The following is a 22428-nucleotide window of genomic DNA, read 5'->3' as shown; positions in this document are numbered from 1 at the left end:
ACAGGGAGCAATTTTTGACTGTTGTCTCACCACTGTCCGCGCCTAGCGTTGGGGCTAGCAGTAAAGCTCATTGAAGGGGAAGGTGGTGCGGTTGTGTTGCATTGCACACTTGTTCGCGGTCCAGCTGCGGGGCGCGGTCCGGCGCGTCCGCAGGTTCTCTCCGCTGATCCAATGGCGAAGCCCGCTGCCCAACCAGTAATCCCAGCGGCTGAAGTTTCGGTGCGTATTCAGCCAGGAGCTCCAGGCGCGGATCTGGCAACTGCACTGGCACAATCGCACGGGACGCAACCTTCAGGGATCGACCAGCCTCGAGTGGGTGGGAAGCCTCTTGATGAACTAGTGGTGGGCGACTTCCCACTGGTTAACGGCTGCGTCATCGTGGACGGCGTTGCCGCCGTTCCCCAAAACTCGCACCATAGGTCTCATGGCCGACTCCACTTTGTAGTTCACTCCGGGCCCGGCGCAGGTTTAACGTTTCCTCTGACTCGGGGTCGCTACAGCATTGGCCGGAATAACGCCGACATCACCATCCCGGATCCTTCGCTGTCCAGACACCACGCTTGGCTCGAGGTCGCCGAGACGAATGTAGTACTCCAAGATGCCGGTAGCGCCAACGGCAGCTTTGTGGACTCTCGAGCTGTGGCTAAAACGGCGGTTGACACGTCCTCCCTGATTGAGCTGGGCTCGAGTTGGTGCTCTCTGGCACTGAACACCGAGGCCGAGCTTCCCGCCGAAGCCGGGGCTGATGTTTCAACTCCGATCGAAGTCTCAGTGCGTGCCGACGCAGCCCAAACCAACAAGACCACCATTGCTCTGACCGCTGGTTTGCCTTTGTTGATTGGTGTGGGCTTGGCAGTGATCACCGGCATGTGGATGTTTTTGGCCTTCACAGCTGTCTCCGCCGTATCGGTTTTGATCCCGCTTGTATCCGGCAGACGCCGTCGTCAGCGTTTGGGTACGGCAGTTGCCGCAGCCGTGGCGCAAGATGAAGAACGACGACGACGCTCGGCGCCAGCGCTTCCGCTGATCTTGGGTGCCCCTACAGTGCGGGACGTTCCCGAGCCTCTAGGCCCACTTTCACTGCGCCTCGGCACCACCGTTCAGTCTGCAAACATCAAGGTCAGTGGCGGGTATGACGACTTTGAACCACCCGAGGTGGGCCGCACTCCTCTAGTCCTTGTATTCCCTCGACGCCCCGTCCTAATACGTGGTTCCGAAACGCAGGCCCGGGGATTGATCGCGGCGCTGCTAGCTCAGGTAGCCACTTATCCGGCAGCTGCCGGCTCCACAATATTTATTCTTACCGCGCCAGGTCATTTTTCGCGTGGCGCCCAGTTCTTGCCCGGTGTCACCCTCAGCACCAACCCGCTGACTGCCCTGACGTTGTTCACCGGCGCAGCAAATGCCACGGAAAGTCATACAGCTCCGCTGAAGTTTTTTGTCTCAATGATGGACACTCCCCTGCGGGCGGAGATCGAGAACGCCGCACTGACGGCAGGCTTTCAGCTTATAAAGTCGGTTCGTTCGAGCGCCGCCGAGTCGGCCAACAGTGGTGAGACAACCATCAAATTCGGCGAGCGCAACGCCCAGCTTCTCAAGGGGGAAAGCTCCACAGATTTTGTGGCGGATGTGCTCTCGAATGGCCTCTTCGATAAATTTTGCCGGAGCCACGGGGCCGGCCCCCTTCTGGCCGAGACACTGGTTTCTGGTCTGCCGGCGAAGACGAAACTAGGGGAGCTATTGTCAGTTTCCAGTGGCAGCACTGAAAAACGTTGGAGCGCGTCAGAGGCTGCAGCGGGACTTCCTGTGACTCTGGGGGCGAGCGCCACCGGCAATTTAGTGGTGGATCTAAAGTCCGATGGGCCGCACTTCTTGGTGGCAGGAACCACTGGCTCGGGTAAATCGGAGCTTTTGCGGACGCTCGTAGCTTCCGCAGCCTTGAGTTTCCCGCCTTCTCGAGTGAACTTTTTGTTTTTTGATTTCAAGGGCGGTTCTGGTTTGGACCCGTTGGCTGGCTTGCCCCACTGTGTGGGCGTGGTGACAGACCTCGCCCAGGAAGAACTCGAACGAACCTTGGCGTCTCTTCGCGCCGAAGTTCGTCGGCGCGAAGCACTGTTAGCTTCGGTCTCGGCCCCGGATCTGGAGCAGTACAGGGTTCGGCGCACCAGTAGCGATGAGGCCCTGCCGAACCTGTTTATTGTGATCGACGAATTCCGCATGCTTGTGGACGAAGCCCCGGCCGCGCTAACAGAACTGATGCGTATTGCCACGATCGGCCGGTCTCTGGGTATTCAGCTGATCATGGCAACTCAGCGTCCTTCTGGCGCTCTCAATTCAGACATTCGTGCCAACGTCACCACCAGCATTGCTCTACGCGTTCAATCCGAGATGGAGTCCCTAGACATTCTCAATCGACGAGACGCCGCGCACATTCCGGTGCAGTTACAGGGCCGGGCCTACATTGCTCGCGGCACGGCGGAACCGGAACTTTTTCAGACTGCTGAACTCATAGCAGCAACGGAGGACGTTATTCGCCCCGGGATAGAGATTTTCTCTGCCGAGGAGGCGATGCATATGGGCCCTTCGGAGTCCGCCATGCCACTCAGCAAAAGCAGCGACGGAGACGATCCCGGCTGTACACCGAGTAATACACCAACGGAGAATGCACGTCCCATCGTTGAAATGACGACTGCTTTGTGGGCCAAGACGTCACAAGAATCAGTCCGGCGACCGGTGGCACCACCCTTGCCACGTTCACATTCACTAGCCCCAGCAGAATTTAGTAATACGGGAGAATTCAGCAAGCCAGGAGACTTCATTTATAGTGAGTCGCCAGCTGGCCCGGCAACGGTATTGGGTCTGACGGATTATCCGGACCGCCAACAGGTTGCTTCTCTACGATGGAACCCTCTTGAGCACGGAAACTTGGGGATCTTTGCTCCGGATGCCCAAGAGTCTGCCCGCGCCCTTGCCGTGGTCACGTCACAGCTGTTGAATACCCGGCCGGCAGAAAAGCAGCTCTCCCCCACCAAGCCCTCGGTCCCCAGAACACCATCGGAGATGAGTGCTGCACTGTACCTGCTAGACGGCGATGGCCAACTCGCCTCCGTGGCCGAGGCTCCAACGGTGGGTGCTCACGCATCGCTGTACGAGTTGCGTCGAGGGGTTCGAATCCTTGAACGTTTGGCCAGCCACATCGTTTCCTCGTCAGCGCAGGGTCCGGAGGGCGCCCAAAGCGGTAAGTCACCGTTAGTTTTGGTGATTAGTTCGTGGGGTGCATGGCTCTCGGCGCTCCGGAGCAGCGCCTATTCGTGGGCTGAAGACCTGGTCAGCGACATTGTTCGCGACGGCCCGCGCGCTGGTGTATTTGTAGTGATATCCGGTGATCGTGAGCTGAGCATTGCCCGATTTTCACCAGCCCTAGCTTCCCGTCTTTATTGTCCCTATGGTGCCTCTGAAGACAGCAAAATGATGTGGCCCAAATTGCCGGCTACCTCACGTATTCCTGGCAGGACGGTGGCAAACGGCGCACTGACGGAGGGAACGGCCCGCGTGACACAGATCTTCGAAGCCCCAGATCTGGCCGAGGCTGCTTCAAATAGCTACGGCACCACGCCACCAGCACTGCGTATTATGCCACTGCCATCAACGCTGACTGCAGCGGACATGGACAAGCTCATGGGCACTCAAGAGGCACAGGATCGCCCCCAGAATGGCCTGGTCATCGGAGTGGCAGGTGATGAGGGCAAGCTCGCCGACGTACCGTTCAGACTTGGCATGCTTCTGCTGGTTCTAGGCTCCCCGGAGTCTGGCAAGTCGAGCTTTCTGACGGCCCTCCAACAGTGCAATCCGCAGGCCGGTCATTGGCTGCCATTGCGTTATTCCAGTAGTACTCTCGCCCAGCTTTCAACCCTCCGTGAGCAACAAATCGAGGGCTCGCTGCCTGCTGACTCGATCCTGGTTATTGATGATGTTGAGCAGCTTGAGATCCAGGGACAACACTTATTGATGGAGTTGCACCACGGAGGGCTCACCATGGTGTTGGCTACAGTGTTTAGCCCGGTTTTGCTCTCACGAGTCCCCGTTTCCATGAACGCCCGAAGTAGCGGTTGCGGAATCATTCTGGCTCCGCGATCGGTAAACGACGCTGACATTTTCGGGCTCAGGTTCGACGTCGAACCGCGTGGACCCCGGGGTCGCGGCGTTTTGATTTCACGCAACGAAGCGATTTCAGCCCAGTTTGTCCTCGAAGCGGCCTAGTACCAGAACGCGAACTCCAAAAAAGCTCACACTCTAAAAGCTTGGCGTTGAGCCGCCGCTCCGGGAGGCGAAGCTCACGGTGTCCTTAAAGAACAGCAGAACTATGACAACCACGGCTGGAATAATCATGGCCAGTCCCAGCAATGGCAACCCGCCGGTCAGTGTGGGCACACCAATCGTCAGAACAAAAAGTTGCATCACTAGAGCTGCCGAACGAGTCCAACGCTGTCCACGGAACAAAAAGTGTCCCACGACTAGCAAACCAATGGCGGCAGCCAGAATCAGTCCTAGCGTAAAGACCGCGCCCCAAAAGGAGAGTACAGGGGCACCGGTAACAAGGTTGTAGCCATACCAAGCTGCCGCCAAGAGCAATGCCAGCGCTTCCAGGACCAAAATGATGGAAATAACCCCAATAGTCCAGGGCCGCTTCACGGCTTCTGTTGCGGATAACGCACTCGCTGAAGTCACTGCGTCGGGCTGATCGGGATGTTCACTGTGAGGTCTTGACACAGTGGCACCATACCGGACATAGTCAAATTTACGGGTTTCGTTGCTGTCAATGTGACGTATCGCTCATGCCAAACCAGCAATTTGCAGACCTTCACCCCTTGTTTGCTCCGCGTTAACATGACACGCTTGAACAAGTAGAAACAGGGGCCAGAAATGGCCCCTTTCCCTTGTACCTCCTCGTGAATATTTTCACAAGACCGTTCGGTCGCCGAGGTATGCATCCAGAATTGGAGTAATTGATCGCATGGATTGGCGTAATAAGGCCGCGTGCCTCGACAAGGATCCGGAATTGTTTTTCCCGGTTGGCAATACCGGCCCCGCTCTGTTGCAGATCGAAGAAGCCAAAAGCGTTTGTCGCCGTTGCCCGGTGGTAGACACATGTTTGCAGTGGGCACTCGAATCCGGTCAGGACGCCGGTGTTTGGGGCGGTCTTAGCGAAGACGAGCGCCGTGCACTCAAGCGTCGCGCAGCACGCGCACGCCGCGCTTCCTAGTCAGGCAAGCAACAGGTTCAGCTAGCCACATAACATTCGGCCCCATAGACCGCTCGGTTCGAGCGCTATGGGGCTTTTTGTTTGCCGAATCTCCTATTGCGTTAACTCCAGGAAGATCTCAACATTGGTCCCGCCACCTTCGCGAGCACTCCAGAGGATGGTTCCTCCCAGTTCGCTTTGAACAAGGGTCCGCACAATCTGCAATCCCAAACCTTCGGTGTAGCTGCCATTGGGAAGTCCAACACCGTCGTCGGCTATGGTCACCGTCAGTTCCTCAGCGCCAGTCTCCCCTACTGACCGTTTTGCCATCAGCCAAACAGTCCCAGCGCGTCCATCAAGCCCATGTTCGACGGCGTTAGTCACCAATTCGTTGATAACCAGCGCTAAGGGTGTGGCAAAGTCGCTGGGCAGTTCTCCGAAGTCCCCAGAACGTTCGGTGCGCACCTGCTGCGATGGTGAGGCAACTTCCGCTGAGAGCCTGAACTGCCGGCTGATCAGCTCGTCAAAATCCACGTTTTGAGCCAAGCCCTGGGACAACGTTTCATGGACCAAGGCAATCGTGGCCACGCGCCGCATCGCTTGCTCAAGGCCCTGCTTAGCCTCGTCGGAGACCATCCGGCGTGATTGCATTCGCAAGAGCGCTGCCACCGTTTGAAGATTGTTTTTCACCCGGTGATGGATTTCCCGGATAGTTGCGTCCTTGGTAACAAGTTCTTGCTCGCGGCGCCGCAGCTCAGAGACGTCACGGCACAAAACCAGCGCGCCGAACCTCTCGTTTTCATCCCGCAAAGGAATTGCTCGCAAGGACAAGCTCACGCCACGAGATTCAATCTCTGTGCGCCACGGCATACGGCCGGTGACCACTAGGGGCAGCGTCTCGTCAACAAGACGTCTGTCCTTCAACAGGTCAGCTGTCACCTCGGCCAGTGACCGTCCTTCCAATGATTCACCGTCGCCCAAGCGCCGGAAGGCCGAAACACCGTTAGGGCTCGCGTACTGAACAATGCCCTCCGCATCAAGGCGGATTAGTCCATCCCCCACACGCGGAGCACCGCGGCGAGAGCCCGTTGGCGAGGCAAAGTCAGGCCACAAGCCAAGCGTTCCCATCCGCAACAAGTCATAGGCACACTGGCGGTAGGTCAGTTCCAGTCTCGACGGCATCCGTGAGCTGGACAGATCCATGTGGGAAGTCACCACGGCCAAGGTGCGGCCGTTACGGACCATGGGAACTGCCTCGACACGCAGCGCCATATCACTGCTCCAGTTGGTCTCTGGAGAGCGCTCAATGCTCTGACTAGCCCACGCTTTGTCCACGAGCGGCCTCAAGTCCGAACGGATGCCTTCACTGACAAAGTCAGCGTGAAACACCGTGTGCGTTGTTGAAGGCCGCACGTGGGCCAAAGCGAGATAGCCATGCTCGGGATGCGGAAACCACAAGGCAAGGTCGGCGAACGCAAGGTCCGCGACCATTTGCCAGTCGCCTACCAGCAGGTGGAGCCATTCGGCATCCCCCGGCCCAAAATCAGCATGCTCCCTGATGGGGTCGGTAAAGATGGCCACATGAACTCCAGTGCTAGCGGCGGACGATTGAACGCAGAAGTCTCAATGCTACCGAGAGCGAAGCCATATCGTCTTCTTCGAGTGAATTGACCTCGTCAAACATTGTTTTGGCCCTACCCAGCTGTTCGGCATTTTGGGCTTCCCACACCGCAACGCGTTCGGCGGGCGATACTCCTACCTCACTCGCTGCCAGGACTGAGGTGGTGATGTCAGCAGCCGTTGAGTACAAGTCGTCTCGAAGCGCCGCCCGTGCCAAAGCCTGCCAGCGGTCTTCGCGGGGAAGGTTGCTGATCCGTACAAGCAATGAGTCGATGTGGAAACGTTCAAACACGGTGTAGTACACCCGCGCCACGGCTTCAACCGGTTCACTCTGCGAACGAGTGATCCTTGCGATGTCCAAGAGCGCATAGCTCTCAAACAGCTCAGCCCAGCGACGGCCCAAGTCTTCAGGAAGGTTCCATCCCTTAGCCCGTTCAAACCACTCCTGGACGCGTTCCCGGTCAGTCCCTTGCAAATAGTCCAAAAGCTGGCCGCGGAACGGCAACATCTTGGGCTTGAACTCGGAGACGACTTCTTCAATGCTCCGGGAGGTGCTGCCCTCCGCCACCAGCCAACGAACCGCGCGGTCTAGAAGCCTGCGCATGTCCAAGTGCACGGCAGTCCAGTGCTCAGTTGGGAAAGAGGCTGGCAAGCCGTTGAGCTCGGCCAGCATCACGTCGAGCTGATAGATCTCGCGCAAGGCCACAAATGCTTTTGCCACTGCGGATTCGGTAGCGCTGGTTTCTTCCATGGTGCGGAAAGCGAAGGTGATTCCACCGATGTTGATCATGTCGTTTGCTACAACGGTGCAAATGATCTCCCGGCGCAAGGGGTGGCTGTCCAGATCAGCATCAAAACGTTCAGCCAATTGCGCAGGGAAATACTTACGCAAGGTGGACCGGAACCACGGATCATCGCTCACATCGCTGTCGATCAACGCTTCCGCGAGCTCAATTTTGGCGTAGGCCGCCAAAACAGAGAGCTCCGGCGAGGTCAGCCCTTGTCCCTGTTCCAAACGAATCTGCAACGTCGCGGTGCTCGGCAGCGCTTCTAGGTCACGCTTAAGGTCGGCATTCTTCTCAAGCCAGTCCATCAAGCGCTCGTAGCTGGGGCTCCACTCAGCAACGCGGGTGCGGTCATTAAGAAGCAGGATGTTCTGGTCAATGTTGTCTTCAAGAACCAGACGGCCCACTTCATCAGTCATGCTGGCTAGAAACTCTGCACGCTCGCCAGCGTCGAGTTTGCCGGCCGCCACCATACGGTCAACAAAGATTTTGATGTTAACTTCGTGGTCGGAGCAGTCCACACCAGCAGAGTTGTCAATGGCATCCGTATTGAGGATCACTCCTTGGAGCGCTGCCTCGATGCGACCCCGCTGGGTCATACCAAGGTTTCCGCCTTCACCAACAACCTTGACCCGCAGATCACGGCCATCCACCCGAATGGCATCGTTAGCCTTGTCCCCAACATCGGCGTGTGACTCAATAGAGGCCTTTACGTAGGTACCAATACCGCCGTTGTAGAGCAGATCGGCTGGCGCCAAAAGAATGGCTCGCAACAGTTCGGGCGGGCTTAACCGTACGGTGCCCTCGGGCAATCCCAATGCGACACGAATCTGTTCGCTGATCGGAATACTCTTGGCCTGGCGCGGGAAAATTCCCCCACCTTCACTGATGAGCGAACGGTCGTAGTCATCCCACGACGAACGCGGCAGGTCAAAAAGCCTGCGGCGCTCAGCGAACGCGGCTGCAGCGTTGGGGTTCGGATCCAAAAATACGTGCCGGTGGTCAAATGCCGCCACTAGACGAATGTGTTCGGAGAGCAACATGCCATTTCCGAACACGTCACCTGACATGTCGCCAACACCCACCACTGTGAACTCTTGAGTTTGGGTGTCTACATCCAGTTCGGAGAAGTGCCGTTTAACGGATTCCCATGCACCACGGGCGGTAATTCCCATCGCTTTGTGGTCGTAGCCCACCGAGCCGCCGGACGCGAAGGCATCACCAAGCCAGAAGCCGTACTCATCGGAGAGCGAGTTGGCGATGTCGGAGAAGGAAGCTGTTCCCTTGTCCGCTGCCACCACAAGGTAAGAATCGTCGTCGTCGTGACGTACCACTGAAGCCGGTGGCACCAAGGTCTGGCCATCAGCAGCGGTGACCAAGTTGTCAGTCAGGTCCAACAGGCCCCGGATAAAGGTCTTGTAGCTTTCCACGCCTTCGGCCATCCAGGCTGCACGGTCCGCGGCCGGGTCCGGCAACTGCTTGGCGAAGAAGCCACCCTTGGCGCCGGTTGGGACAATCACTGCGTTTTTGACAGTCTGAGCTTTGACTAGGCCAAGGATTTCAGTGCGGAAGTCTTCGCGTCGGTCAGACCAGCGCAAACCGCCACGGGCCACCTTGCCAAAGCGCAAATGCACACCTTCAACACGTGGCGAGTACACCCAGATTTCGAACATCGGGCGCGGGAACGGGAGCCCGTCGATGTTCCTCGGATCTAGCTTGACGCTCAAATATGGCCGGTTTTGGTAGTAGTTGGTCCGCAGCGTTGATTCGATCAAGTTACTGAACGTCCGCAGAACACGGTCGGCGTCCAGCGTTGGGACCTGTTCGACGGCGGCAGCAAGTTCGGCGCGAACCGTCGCCACACGCTCCTCGCGCGTTTGAGCCGGTATCTCGGGATTAAGGCGGGCTTCGAAGAGCGCTATCAATCCGCGCGTGACAGCCGGGTTGGTCAACAGCGTGTCGGAGACAAAACCGTACGAATTAGTGTTCCCCATTTGCCGCATGTACTTTGCGTAGCTTCGCAGAATAACAACCTGGCGGTAGTCCATACCCTCGCGGAGTACCAAACGGTCAAAGCTGTCTGATTCAATGGCACCGGTAATTGCCGCACCAAAGGAATCAGCCAACAACGATCCTGTGGCGATGGGATCGATACCTTCCGGGTACTTCAAACCAAGATCGTAGAGGAAGAAATCCTGTTGATCACTGGTCTGAATCTCAAAAGGACGCTCGTCCAGAACTTCAAGACCCAAGTTATGGAAAAACGGCAGAATCTGGCTCAGGCTGCGGGGTTCCATCATGTAAAGCTTGACGCGCGCGTCCTCCTCGAGGCTCTCCCCCGCGCCAGCTGGGCGATACACATGCAGGCCCTGTCCGCCACTGGCGTCAGCATCAGAGCGTTCGCTGTTCGCCCCATACTTTTCAAAGCGAGCGATGTCCTCGAGTGCATCCTCCACTTCGTAGTCCACCCGGTAGCTCGCCGGAAAAGCTTCTGCCCACAAGCGGGCGAGCTGGTCGGCATCTTCGTGAGTGCGTCCGTTACCGAGCACTTCTGAAATACCTTCTGACCATGAGCGGGCAGCACGAACCAAACGCTGTTCTAGCGCGTTGGCGTCAACGTTGGATAGGTCTGCGTCGCGAGGTAAACGAATGCGGAAGAACAACCGAGCCAGCGCTGATTCGCTCATACGCGCTTCGTAGTCGATGGACTTAGCGTCGAAAGTTTCGCGAAGTTCTTTTTCAATCCGCAAACGGACGTTGGTGGTGTAGCGATCGCGTGGCAAATAAACCACGGCGGAGACAAAGCGGCCGTAGATGTCCGGGCGCAAGAACAGGCGTGTTTGCCGACGCTCTTGAAGGCGCTGGATGGCGCTGGCTGTAGTGAACAGCTCTTGTGCGTCCATTTGGAACAGCTCATCGCGTGGATAAGTTTCCATAATGCCCAGGAGGTCTTTGCCCGAGTGAGAATCCGGCGGGAACCCAGACTCACGCAAAACCCAAGCCACCTTTTCCCGGATGATCGGGATGTTCTGAACAGAACCGGCGTAGGCAGTTGTAGCAAAGAGGCCGATAAAGCGGCGTTCGCCGGTGACATTGCCCGCCGAATCAAAACTCTTGACGCCTACGTAGTCCAAGTAAGCAGAGCGGTGCACCGTGGACCGCGAATTCGCCTTGGTGATAACCAGCGCGCGCTTTTCGCGAGCCCGACGTTGGCCTTCCGGCGTAAGATGCTGGATCTGCTTGCCATCCTCGTGGCCCCGGAGCAGACCAAGGCCGCATTCATCCCCAAGCTTGAGTACATCTTCGCCGTCCTGTGTGATGAGTTCGTAGTCGCGGTAACCCAAAAAGGTGAAGTTGCCATCATCTAACCAGCGCAAGAGATCTTGAGTTTGCCGAATATCCTCCACCCCATGGGAGTGCGCAACCTTTTCCAAACCGTCAGCCACTTCAAGGGCTTTGCTGCGCATTTTCTGCCAGTCTTCAACGGCAGCCCGGACATCCCCCAGAACGCGTTCGAGTCCGGCCACAAGTTCCTGAGCGTGGTCTTCGCTGGTTCGATCGATCTCGACGGCGATCCAAGACTCCATGTGCGAGGTTTCGTCATCCGCGGCTACTAAATGCGCGAGGTTAGGCAGAGCCGCGGTGTCACCACTGGAAGTTCCAACGTGCGAAGGCACCCGGGCCACGCTACGGAGGGCACCGGAGTTGCGGTCACGGGTGACTACAAACATGGGGTGAACCACAAGGTGAATAGGAGAGTTTTGACGCACTAACTCTGCGTTGACTGAGTCAACAAGGAAGGGCATATCGTCAGTGACGATGTACACCACGGAGGCGTCTCCTTCGTGCTGCACGGCTATATTTGCGGTGCCGGACAAGCGCGTCTCCGCAAGCTGGCGGTGGGCGTTGGCCCGTGCAGCGAGGGTTCCGCTGTCGAAGCGGCTAGCGTCGTCCGCTGCCAGATGCTCGTAGTAGTCGGCGAGAAAACCATTTTGATTTTCCACCGGGGTGAACTGATCCGACTCGTTGGATCCCGACGACATCGACAAACGCCTCCATCACTGGTTTTTGACCAGCATCATTGCTGGCTACATGCCGAGCCTAGCGCTTCGCGCGACGTTGCGCCGTGGTTGAAAACACAGAGGATTTTCGCTTCCGCTGGACAGGTGCACAAACGAGTGCTGCAATTCCTCGACGCAAATCGGAGTCCGGGGCCACCTCCAATAACACCGAGCCGCTCAAAAGCGCTGCGTCCGTTGCAGCCTGATCAGCGGGCAAAAACGCCGTGATCGACGACGCAGGCGCGAACCTATCCCATGCGTCGCGCAACTGAGTCTCCGGCGAACGCCCAAGCAGCGCTGAACGCACATTGTTCATCAGCACAAGCGGAGCTGCGCTGGGAACTGACTGCTCCAATTCAGCTAACGCTCGCACCAGACGCGGCACACCAATCGGGCTGGCCAATCCAACCGCGAACACTTTGTCGGCCAGTTCCAAGCTCCGAAGAGTGGCCGCATTTCGCCGCGGAGCCAAGGTGTCAAAACTCAGCTCTTCGTCAGCTTCGAGACAAAACCCGGCATCGATGACTACGTACTCGGCGTTCGCTTTGCATCGTTCAATCACACGCTCCAACGCAGCTGCCCTGAGCTCCGTCCACCGATCGGCACGAGTGATTCCCGTCAGCACTCTCATGATTCCGCCCTTGGTGACTACGGGCATGGCGATCCGCAAGAGAGCTGCATCATCAAGAACACCCTGATCCGCTAGGCGGCAGGCATGCGCCAAGGCCGCGGATTCATCCAGTAGACCCAGCATGGTGGCGATACTTGCTCCATAGCTGTCAGCGTCGATGAGAATGACACTTTTACCCTCGGCAGAGAGCTCGGCAGCCATGTTGACGGCAATAGTTGTTCGACCTGGCGCACCGGCGGGGCCCCACACCGCAATAACTTGGCCAGTACCTTCGGCCAAAGGCGTTGGCTGGTCAATGTCGAGTGCGGATACCGCGGCATCTGACGGATCCGCATAGGCGCTATTGAATCCCCCAAGACCCGATTCTGGCCGGCTCCGGGAGTTACCGCTGAGCTGCCGCACGGCTTCGGAGAGTCTTTCTGCGAGCACACCCGGTTCAACAGCAAGAGGCGCGACGCCAACACCAATTGATGACAGACGGGCCCGTTCCTCCGGTACGTCGCTAAGGGCAACCACGGCGACACCCACTGCATGTAAACGGTCAATCAAGGAGGCGGTCAGTTCTTCGCTGCCTCCAGCTACAACCGCAGCGCGGGCGAGCCCGCTTTGGCACGCAGCAATCAGTTCGGCCAGTTCGGTGCAGCGCCGAACCACTGTCACGGGACCGTGGAGACGCTCAAGCCCGCCCACAAGGTCCTCTTCAGTACTGCCCACGGTGATGACCGGAATACTCATTTGACACCACCAGCCGGGTCCCAAACCACAGAAATCTTTGCCTTGTTAGCTTGCGCTCCCAGCAACTTGGGCATTTGGGCATCGGACACTAAAACAAGCACCGACTTCGCCGAGGATGAACCCAGAGATTGTGAGCTAGCCACAATGTCGCCAATCTCAGCACCAGGTAACAGTAACTGCGGTTCCTGGTAACCGTTGCGTGTGTCCGGCATGGCCACCCACACATCAACGTGTGAGCCCACCACTGCTTGGGCGGGAAGAGCCTGATCGATGGTGATAGCTACGGGCTTCCGATCCAAGGCGTCAGCATGCCCCACGCTGTCTTTGGGAAGAAGCTGCCCCTTGGGGATCATCCGAGTAGCGATGCTGGACTCCGGAACACCGTCAGAGGCGAGGATGTAGCTGTCTTGGGTGTCACCTAGCTGGACTTTGGCACGCCCCAAGGAGCCGGCGTCGACCTTTTGCCCGACGGCGATGGGTGCGTTCGCCACGAAAACTTCAGTGGTGCGATCCATGGAAGTTATCAGCGCAACCACTCCAGCCACAGAGCAAAGAACCAGCAAAATACCCACCAAGAGGCGCGGATCCTTCCACGACGGCTTCTTCAACCTCGCAGCAGTGTTTGTGGTCGTGGAACTCATCATTGGTACATCCCCCATAGTGGCCAAGGTCCAGCGCCACTGCGGCGCCTCGTTCACCATTCTCACCACCGAAGCCCATAACCAAAAGTCATACGGTCAAAATGCATCAAACTGTGGATAACTACGTCAAGACACAGCAAGGATGGCAGAATAGTGCCATGCCACGATTCCTGACTTTGGCCGATGTTGCCGAACAGCTACAGATCAACTCTCCACAGGCCTATGCCTTGGTGCGCAGTGGTGAACTCAAAGCCATTCAAGTGGGTGGCCGCGGCCAATGGCGTGTTGAGCAGAGCAAGCTCGAGGAATACATCAACGAGCGCTATGCCGAAACCGAGCAGATGACTGCCGCCAACGCCAAAAGCAAGGGCAAAAACGTCACCGCTTGAGCAATGACGTTACTTCCAAGCAGTAGCGCGAACCACTAATAGATCCGCAATGACTGCACTACTGCCACTGAGCTCAGCGGCAGAGTCACCACAGCCTCGAGAGAGGCACTTCTGCGGACTTCGCCTGGTGCAAGAACCGCAAGATCAACGTGATCGGCAGCCACCCGGTCCAAAACGCCTCGCAACGTCTGTGATTCTTCGCGGCCGTCCAGAAGTTGGAGCTGCACTTCGGTGCGGTCTCGCCCGATAGTCCGCAGCGCCGAGGCAAGGCTAATGCGAGCCCAACTCTTAGTCACAGTAGAGCTGCTGGCCCTCCCCAAACCCTGATAGGTGATGATGGCCGGATAAGTCACCAAATACTCATGGACTCCGGCGTCCATCACCAGCCAATCACGGCCCACATGCGAGAGCTTGCCGGAGATTTTTGCCCCGCCGCGCAAGGCTATGGAAATTCGGTGTCCTGCATGAGCGCGCAAGCGATCAATAAGCTCAACGGCCGAGGCATCCACGCGAGCGCGTTCGGAAATTTCCGCTTCAAGATCCAGCTGAGCACTTGCTGCCAGCTGATTCTCAAGGTCTTCAAAAAGAGCGTCCCATCGCATGGCGTCAGCGTAGGCTGCGTCCTTCCCCGGGTCAATTCATACGCGACTTACCCGCTTCTAAGGCGCCATGGACGGCTAGAGCAGCCCTAGTGTGAGCATTTCTGACGTCAAAATCTCCGGAAATTTCTCAACCATCCCTCAGGGCCTGGAATCTGCACGTTTACGCAGGCCAACGCGTTTTTCTTAGCTTGACGGTGAGTCCCAGCACGCAAATATGAGCGAAAAACTGACGTCAAGAAAATCTATCCTCTAGACAAACGTCGATGGAATGAGTCAAACTGAATTCAAATTCGTCAAACTACATCAAATGACATGATCGGAGTCCGGTAATGAACCAACACCAGCCCATTCAGCATCGCGTTTCTATGGACGCCGCTATGGCTACCGTCATCTTGATACTCGGAATTGCCCTGGTCTGGATAGGAAGTAGCGCCGCTAGTCGCGGAGCCGTTCAAGACCTTATGGCCGGGCATCCTGATTTTGAAGGTCTGCTTGGTTTGTTGGCCACCGTTACTGGCTTGGCAGTGGTCCTTTGGTGGATTCTTTCACTTCTTGCTGCACTCATTGCCGCAGTGTTGGGCAAGCTCGGTAAAAACCGCGCATCTGAACAAGCTGGACGCTTTGCACCAGTGTTTATGCGCCGCTTGGCACTTGCGATCTTAGGAATCAACCTCTTGGCAGCGCCCATGGCACAAGCCACAGACGCTGCCCTTGACCCAAGGTGGCACCCGGTGCCGGCGGTCTCAGCCACGGCCGGCGCGGCCGCTACTGTCACCGCTAACGCCAATGCCGCTAATGCCACTGCTACTTCAAGTCCAGCAGCAACTGCCACAGCTATCCCTAGCAGCACAACAGCTACACCCCCAAGCGCAGCTCCAGCGCACCCGCCATTATCGGCTGCAACATCTCAGGCAGTTTCCGGCTCGACGCCGATTCGTGGGGCTTGGACGCCAAGTGCACCGGCCGCAAATGCAGGTGTCTTAGCACCACCGCAGAAGCGGGAAGTTGCCGAAAGCGCCAGCCCCACCTCAAGTGCAAGTGCCGCTTCGAATGCGAAGGGTGGCCGCCGGGCCGGAACGGTAGCCGCCGTGGCAGGTGACAGTCTGTGGAGTCTCGCGGCTCGACACCTGCCGGCTGGTGCTAGCGATGCCGAGATTGCAGCCGAATGGCCCCGCTGGTTCCAACTCAACCGAGAGGTTGTGGGCGAGGACCCCAATCTATTGCTTCCCGGCACGGTGCTTTGGATCCCCGCACACTAAGAATTCCACTCGAACTCATCACCACTCGTTATTCCACCTCAGATTGAAGGGCAGTCCCATGAGCATCAGCACACTGAAGAAAGTTCCCGCCGTTTCCCCCAAAGCCCCCAGCGCAAAGCGAGCGGGCACGGCCAAACGCGCCAGCGCTATGGCGCCAGCACCGTCGCAACAACCGGTACTCAGCGTTGTTGGAGCCCAAGAGATCAGAGAGGTTCGCCACACGGCTGGCACAGTAGTGCAAGCAGCGATGGAAGTCCTGGCCGGTACCCGACCATCGCGTCAGCTCTCACGTTGGTTGGAGCCGAACATCTTCGCAGCGCTCGAGCTACGCGCCACCATTAGCCGCAATTCGGAGAAAGCAGCGGGCAACCGCCGTAAAGTCCACGCTAACCCGGCCGTTCGTAGTGTCCATGCCAGTCAGGTATGCGAGGGCGTCTACGAGCTCGCTTTGTTGGTCCGTGAGGACACCAAGGCTCGAGCAGTGGCCGTGCGGCTAGAACAACGCCAAGCGTCCTGGTGCGTTACAGCTCTAGAAATTGGCTGACGCGCCGCCCAGACCGGACGACGCGTCAGTTCAACGCACTAATGAAATCTCACCAGAGGGGTCTTATCCCTGGCGATCAGCGCTTCTTCTTGTTGTTTCTTTTCGCCTTGGCTGCAGCAGCCTTAGCCGGATTACCTGAGCGAGCATCAGCGGCATCCGTATTGCGTGCGGTCTCAATATGAGTTTCCGCATCGCCATCCTCAGTGGGTGCTGTGTACTGCAACTGTGCCGGCTTAGCGGGAGCTTCCAAGCCCGTAGCGTGAATGTGTGGCTCATGGTTTGCCTCACCCTCAGCTGAACCTTCTTCGCCGGGCGTAACCTCAACTTCAAGGTTGAACAAGAAGCCAACGCTCTCTTCACGAATCGCAGCCATCATGGACTGGAACATGGTGAAACCTTCACGCTGGTACTCAACCAGCGGGTCACGCTGAGCCATAGCTCGCAGACCGATTCCCTCCTTGAGGTAGTCCATTTCATACAAGTGTTCTTGCCACTTGCGTCCAATCACGGACAGCACCACACGACGCTCAAGCTCGCGCATGCTTGCTTCGCCGAGCTGGTTTTCGCGGCCTTGGTAGACCAAGCGAGCATCGGAAAGAATCTCTTCCTTCAAGAACTCACTCGTAACGCGAGACTTTCCTCCGGCCTCGTCAATCACGTCATGGTAAGTCAAGGTCACGGGGTAGAGCGTTTTGAGGTTCCTCCACAACTGTGCGTAGTCCCAGTCATCGCCATGGCCTTCGGCGGTCGAATCGTCAATAACTGCATTGATCGTATCTTCCAGGAAGAACTGGACCTTTTCGTGCAGATCATCGCCCTCAAGAATCCGCCGACGGTCGCCGTAGATTGCTTCGCGCTGGCGGTTCAACACGTCGTCGTACTTCAAAACGTTTTTACGCTGTTCGGCGTTGCGGCCCTCAACCTGGCCCTGCGCAGAGGCGATAGCACGCGAAACCAGCTTCGACTCGAGCGGGACATCGTCCGGAAGCGAAGAAGCCATCAGCCGCTCAGCGCCACCGGAGTTGAACAAGCGCATCAAGTCATCGGTCAAGGAAAGGTAGAAGCGAGATTCGCCCGGGTCACCCTGACGGCCGGACCGTCCACGCAACTGGTTATCAATCCGGCGAGACTCATGGCGTTCCGTACCCAAAACATACAGCCCGCCCAAGCCCAGGACTTCCTCATGCTCGTCCTTAACAGCCTTTTTGGCAGCTTCGAGGGCTTCCGGCCATGCAGCCTCATACTCTTCCGGGGTATCAACCGGGTCAAGACCCTTTGCCTTGAGCGCCGCAACGGCCGTGAACTCCGGGCTACCACCGAGCATAATGTCGGTTCCGCGACCAGCCATGTTGGTGGCAACCGTCACTGCTCCCTTGCGTCCAGCCTCGGCAACAATGCTTGCTTCGCGAGCGTGGTTCTTAGCGTTGAGGACCTCGTGCTTAACGCCTTCCTTGGCCAACTGGCGGGAAAGATATTCACTCTTCTCCACGCTGGTGGTACCAACAAGGACCGGCTGGCCCAATTTGTGGCGTTCGACGATGTCTTGGACTACCGCGTCAAACTTAACCTGCTCGTTTTTGAACACCAGGTCCGGCTGGTCCACACGCTGCATTTCACGGTTGGTGGGAATGGCCACCACACCGAGCTTGTAGGTGCCCATAAATTCTGCGGCCTCGGTCTCGGCAGTACCGGTCATACCTGCGAGCTTGTTGTACATGCGGAAGTAGTTCTGCAGCGTTACGGTGGCGAGCGTCTGGTTCTCGGCCTTGATTTCAACGCCTTCTTTGGCCTCAATCGCCTGGTGCATACCTTCGTTGTACCGGCGGCCAGCCAGAATACGTCCAGTGTGCTCGTCAACGATGAGGACTTCGCCGTCCAAAACGACGTAGTCCTTGTCGCGCTTAAAGAGTTCCTTAGCTTTGATGGCGTTGTTCAAAAAGCCAATCAGCGGAGTATTTGCCGACTCGTACAGGTTAGAAATGCCGAGGTAATCCTCAACCTTTTCAATACCGTTCTCCAGCACACCGACGGTACGCTTTTTCTCATCAACCTCGTAGTCAGTTTCAACGCTGAGCCGGTTAACAACCTTGGCGAATTCGCCATACCAGCGGTTCGCGTCGCCTTGAGCCGGTCCAGAAATGATGAGCGGGGTGCGGGCCTCATCGATCAGGATCGAGTCAACTTCATCCACAATCGCAAAGTTGTGCCCCCGCTGAACAAGCTCAGTGCTGTCCCACGCCATGTTGTCTCGCAGGTAGTCAAAGCCGAACTCGTTGTTAGTGCCATAGGTGATGTCAGAGGCGTACTGTTCACGCCGAACAGCGGGATCCTGGTTGGAGAGGATGCAACCGCTGCTGAGGCCAAGGAACCGGTAGACGCGCCCCATCAGGTCTGACTGATATTCGGCCAAGTAATCGTTGACCGTAACTACGTGCACGCCTTTGCCACTTAGTGCGTTGAGGTATGCCGGGGCCGTGGCCACCAAAGTTTTACCTTCACCAGTCTTCATTTCGGCAATGTTGCCCAAGTGCAGCGCGGCGCCACCCATCAACTGAACGTCGAAGTGGCGCATACCTAGGGTGCGGGAAGACGCTTCACGCACTGCAGCAAAAGCCTCTGGCAGAAGATCATCCAGGCTTTCGCCGTCAGAGTGACGCAGCTTGAGCCGGTCAGTTTCTTCGCGCAACTCAGCGTCCGTGAACGTCTTGAGTGTGTCCTCGAGGGCGTTGATTGAAGCTGCATAATTGCGCAGTTGCCTCAGGGTCTTCTTATCGCCGGTGCGAAGAAGTTTTTCAAGAAGTGATGCCACGTGACGTTGCTCCCAGTCCATTGCTGCCGAAATCTGGCGTGTTCAGTCTACGGGAGAGACTCACACCACGTGCGCGCCTTTCCCTCTGAGTGAAAGTCCGTATCTAATTTTCTAGGGTGTGCACCGCGTCGGCGAGCTGCGCGCCGAGGTCTCCTTCGTCGTCGACCCTGACGGTGTCCAACTTGAGCCAAGTTGCCATCAAGCGCAGTTCCGCGGCCAGTTCCTGAGCTGTGTCCAACGGTGCGCCGGGCTCGGCATGGCTTGCGCGTACCCAAAGTGCCGAGGCTTGCCGGTCAGCCTTCAGATCCACCCGGGCAACAAAGCTGTCCCGTAACAAGAACGGCAAAACGTAGTACCCATAACGTCGTTTGTGCGCCGGTGTATAAATCTCCAGGCGGTAGTGCATACCGAATAGTTCTTCGAGGCGGCGCCGCTCAAACACCACGGGGTCAAAAGGGCTCAGCAATGCGCGCCCCGTGGCCCGGCGCGGTAAAGCGGCCTCAGTGTGTAAATACAGTTCCCGATCCCAGCCAGCCACCTGAACCTTTTCTAGGACGCCAGTTCGCAACAAATGGTCGACGGCGGTACTCGCCGCCGATTGTGGCATACGGAAATAGTCGGCTAGGCAACGAAGGGAGCCGATTCCGTGGGCACGAGCTGAGGCTTTAATCAGACGAACCATGGACTCCTCCCGCGATGCCTCCCCCAACTGCGCTGTTTGAGGATAAGCCTTATGGGTCAAAGTGTATCTGCGCTCAAACTGATCTGTGCGACCAGCAGATGTAATAGTTCCTTGTTCAAAAAGGTCTTCGAGAACACGCTTCGCGGAGTTCCAATTCCATCCCCAATTAACGTCTTCTCGTTCTTCTTTGTGGTCAATGCGCGCCGTCACCTCGGAGGCGGTCAGCGGGCGGCTGGTGGACAGCACCGTCATAATTTGCCCGGCAAGCTGATCACGAAGCTCAGGGTCCAGGTTTTTGGCACCCATCCACGTACGGTTTTGCCACACCCGCAAATCATGAAAGTGCTGAGGCTGGATGTAACTGGCTTCATGGGCCCAGTACTCCATCATTCGCCGCGGAGATCGATTAGACATTGTCTCGAGGGTGGAACGGTCATAGTCGCCAAGACGGGAGAAAAACGGCAGATAGTGGCTGCGGGACAGCACATTAACCGAGTCGATCTGCACCAATTGCATCCGCTCAAACGCGCCACTGATCGCCCGCGCCGAAACCGGCCCAGGCTTGCGGGCCTTCGCGAGTCCCTGAGCACCGAGGGCAATTCTGCGAGCCTGCGCGAGTGATAGTTGCGCCAAGATTTGTGTCCTTCCACAGCTGATGCGGGCCCATCACTGGACCCGCATCAGCTTTTATACAGTCATTACATTGGCGTTATGCCAAGCACTCAAGGCCTAGACGCTGGCCACCTGGTCATCGGAGTGATACGCATGAATCTGCTCTTCCACGGGACCAGTGCCCGGTTCGCAGTTCTGATCAAGCGTGATGATTCCGTACGTCCAGCCCCGGCGACGATATACCACCGAGGGTGTGTCATTGGCGCTATCGATAAACAAGTAGAAATCGTGCCCCACAAGCTCCATGTTGTCCACTGCTTCGTCCATGGTCATCTTGACCGCTGGGAAAACTTTGCGACGAATGAGGACGGGACTATCGCCTGCGGGAATGTCGTTCTCGATCTCATACGGCGAGCGTTCTTCAGTGGGCGCCGACGTCTCTTCCTGAGCAGTTTCGAGGTAGAGCGGCGTGCTGGTGCTGGCCGGTTCCAGAGTGGCCGTAGCTTCGCGAACTGCCTTCGGTGTATGGCGACCGTGATGGACCTTGCGACGGTCCTTGGCCCGGCGGAGGCGCTCAAGCAACTTGGCATAGGCCAAATCAAAAGCGGCAAACTTGTCCGGAGCCGAAGCCTCAGCTCGAATCACAGGTCCGCGTCCCAAAACGGTGACTTCAACGGTCAGGAGGTTGTCCGTGGATCGTGCATTAGTTTCCTTAGAAACCTTGGCGTCCACTCGTTGAATCTTGTCTCCGAGTGACTCGATCTTTGCGATCTTTTCGCCGGCGTAATCCCGGAAGCGCTCAGAAACTGTCAGGTTCCGTCCGCTGATCATGAATTCCATGGTGCCCTCCAAATAACTTCGGTGACACGACAGCGGCACTTCTGGGGCCGATCTGTATTGACAGTCGAGCCCCTTTCCGAGCCGCCATCGAAAGGTACATCTCTTGATTTAGTACCCACAACTGACGTTAGTTCATTAGCCCTGCTTATTCACCCTTTCTTCACTTATTTTTTCCTGGCACTGCTCAGATGTCGTTACTTTCAGGTGCCGGCGCCCGTGAAGCGGCAAGTACTACTGCTCCTTCTACACTGGCACCGGCTGCCCGCAACACACGGGCAGCTTCGGAGAGTGTGGCTCCGGTGGTGAGCACGTCGTCCACAATCACCACTCGGCGGCCACACACAGCGGCGCGGGCCATATTTATCCCCCATTGCGGAACAATCAAGCGCAAACGCATACTGTGCCTGACGCGTCTTGATCGCTCACCGGCACCCAGACCTTTTTGCCCGCCACCGGCGGCACCCCAGGAGGCTTTCTTCGCCAGAACATCACCGATGCTCACACCGACCGCCAGCGACCCACTGGTCTGCACAGCCCGAAGCATCTCCTGGACAGGACTAAATCCCCGCCGTCGGAATGCTGCCGAAGAGGTGGGAACCGGAACAAGGATTACCGGCGGACCTGGAGCAAGCGCCACTCGCAAAGTCTGCGCGAGTATGAGGGCCAAAGGACGCAGTAGTCCAGCGCTACCTAGGTGTTTGTAGGCCAAAATCACTTGGGATAACTCGTCCCGATACACACCTGCGGCCACTGCTGGCAGCAACACGGTGCCGTCGAACTCGGTCAGAGCTGGCGCACCACTCTCCGCACGAAAAGGCACTCGGCATTGAGCGCGTAGCTGAGCCGCGCACTGTTGACACAAAATGGTGTCTTCGAGCCCACAATGCACGCACTGAGCCGGTAATAGCAGATTCAAGACGTCCGTTGCAGAGGCAGTGATTCTTCCGCTCAGCGTCTGGACTTTATGAGCTCCCAT

The 22428-nt window shown here is 57.4% G+C and carries 15 protein-coding genes; 5 read left to right on the top strand and 10 right to left on the bottom strand.

Annotated features, from left to right (window positions below; all coding sequences use genetic code 11):
* Window positions 1-93 precede the first annotated feature (93 nt).
* Entirely contained in the window at window positions 94-4260 is a 4167-nt protein-coding gene (locus ACQR35_RS03415; RefSeq protein WP_430269195.1) for an FtsK/SpoIIIE domain-containing protein, read from the top strand.
* A 33-nt stretch (window positions 4261-4293) separates the two neighbouring features.
* Here ACQR35_RS03415 and ACQR35_RS03410 read toward each other — a convergent pair whose 3' ends face one another.
* Window positions 4294-4728 carry a hypothetical protein gene (locus ACQR35_RS03410; RefSeq protein WP_430266610.1) on the bottom strand — a complete coding sequence of 145 codons (435 nt, stop codon included), beginning with the start codon at window positions 4726-4728 and terminating at the stop codon, window positions 4294-4296.
* Window positions 4729-5014: 286 nt separating this feature from the next.
* Here ACQR35_RS03410 and ACQR35_RS03405 point away from each other — a divergent pair, with 286 nt between their 5' ends.
* Window positions 5015-5263, top strand: a complete 249-nt coding sequence (locus ACQR35_RS03405) for a WhiB family transcriptional regulator (protein ID WP_430266609.1) — start codon at window positions 5015-5017, stop codon at window positions 5261-5263.
* Between the two features lie 93 nt (window positions 5264-5356).
* Here the strand turns inward: ACQR35_RS03405 and ACQR35_RS03400 are convergent, their stop codons facing one another.
* Genes ACQR35_RS03400 through ACQR35_RS03385 form a run of 4 tightly spaced genes read right to left on the bottom strand, consistent with a single transcriptional unit; the run spans window position 5357 to window position 13715 of the window.
* Window positions 5357-6823, bottom strand: coding sequence for a sensor histidine kinase (locus ACQR35_RS03400; RefSeq protein ID WP_430266608.1), 1467 nt, complete (start codon window positions 6821-6823; stop codon window positions 5357-5359).
* A gap of 13 nt (window positions 6824-6836) precedes the next feature.
* Window positions 6837-11690 (bottom strand): NAD-glutamate dehydrogenase, encoded by a 4854-nt coding sequence (locus ACQR35_RS03395; protein WP_430269194.1) that lies wholly within the window; start codon window positions 11688-11690, stop codon window positions 6837-6839.
* 58 nt (window positions 11691-11748) lie between these two features.
* Window positions 11749-13074, bottom strand: a complete 1326-nt coding sequence (locus ACQR35_RS03390) for an AAA family ATPase (RefSeq protein WP_430269193.1) — start codon at window positions 13072-13074, stop codon at window positions 11749-11751.
* Window positions 13071-13715: a hypothetical protein gene (locus tag ACQR35_RS03385; protein ID WP_430269192.1), complete on the bottom strand. Its 645-nt coding sequence runs from the start codon at window positions 13713-13715 to the stop codon at window positions 13071-13073. Before ACQR35_RS03385 ends, ACQR35_RS03390 begins: the two co-directional genes overlap by 4 nt.
* Before the next feature lie 158 nt (window positions 13716-13873).
* On the opposite strand from ACQR35_RS03385, the gene ACQR35_RS03380 reads away from it, so the two are divergent.
* Window positions 13874-14104 (top strand): helix-turn-helix domain-containing protein, encoded by a 231-nt coding sequence (locus ACQR35_RS03380; protein ID WP_430266604.1) that lies wholly within the window; start codon window positions 13874-13876, stop codon window positions 14102-14104.
* Between the two features lie 35 nt (window positions 14105-14139).
* On the opposite strand, the gene ACQR35_RS03375 is transcribed toward ACQR35_RS03380, so the two are convergent.
* Window positions 14140-14706 (bottom strand): hypothetical protein, encoded by a 567-nt coding sequence (locus ACQR35_RS03375; RefSeq protein ID WP_430269191.1) that lies wholly within the window; start codon window positions 14704-14706, stop codon window positions 14140-14142.
* A gap of 329 nt (window positions 14707-15035) precedes the next feature.
* Between ACQR35_RS03375 and ACQR35_RS03370 the strand changes: the two genes are divergently transcribed.
* Together ACQR35_RS03370 and ACQR35_RS03365 are read left to right on the top strand one after the other, a co-directional pair.
* Window positions 15036-15965, top strand: coding sequence for a LysM peptidoglycan-binding domain-containing protein (locus ACQR35_RS03370; protein WP_430269190.1), 930 nt, complete (start codon window positions 15036-15038; stop codon window positions 15963-15965).
* A 58-nt stretch (window positions 15966-16023) separates the two neighbouring features.
* Entirely contained in the window at window positions 16024-16509 is a 486-nt protein-coding gene (locus ACQR35_RS03365; protein ID WP_430266601.1) for an Rv3235 family protein, read from the top strand.
* A 76-nt stretch (window positions 16510-16585) separates the two neighbouring features.
* Here ACQR35_RS03365 and secA read toward each other — a convergent pair whose 3' ends face one another.
* From secA to ACQR35_RS03345, 4 genes are all read right to left on the bottom strand, one after another.
* Window positions 16586-19318: a preprotein translocase subunit SecA gene (secA, locus tag ACQR35_RS03360; RefSeq protein WP_430269189.1), complete on the bottom strand. Its 2733-nt coding sequence runs from the start codon at window positions 19316-19318 to the stop codon at window positions 16586-16588.
* A gap of 103 nt (window positions 19319-19421) precedes the next feature.
* A complete protein-coding gene (locus ACQR35_RS03355; RefSeq protein WP_430266728.1) occupies window positions 19422-20636 on the bottom strand; it encodes a winged helix-turn-helix domain-containing protein in 1215 nt (404 codons plus the stop codon).
* Between the two features lie 93 nt (window positions 20637-20729).
* Window positions 20730-21452 carry a ribosome hibernation-promoting factor, HPF/YfiA family gene (gene hpf, locus ACQR35_RS03350; RefSeq protein WP_430266599.1) on the bottom strand — a complete coding sequence of 241 codons (723 nt, stop codon included), beginning with the start codon at window positions 21450-21452 and terminating at the stop codon, window positions 20730-20732.
* Window positions 21453-21636: 184 nt separating this feature from the next.
* Window positions 21637-22272: a ComF family protein gene (locus tag ACQR35_RS03345; RefSeq protein ID WP_430269188.1), complete on the bottom strand. Its 636-nt coding sequence runs from the start codon at window positions 22270-22272 to the stop codon at window positions 21637-21639.
* Window positions 22273-22428: the final 156 nt, after the last annotated feature.

This window comes from Pseudarthrobacter sp. J1738, from assembly GCF_050490315.1.
Classification (GTDB): Bacteria; Actinomycetota; Actinomycetes; order Actinomycetales; family Micrococcaceae; genus JBNPEO01.
Note: the sequence above shows the minus strand (reverse complement) of the source record. Positions and strands in the feature narration are given on the sequence as shown.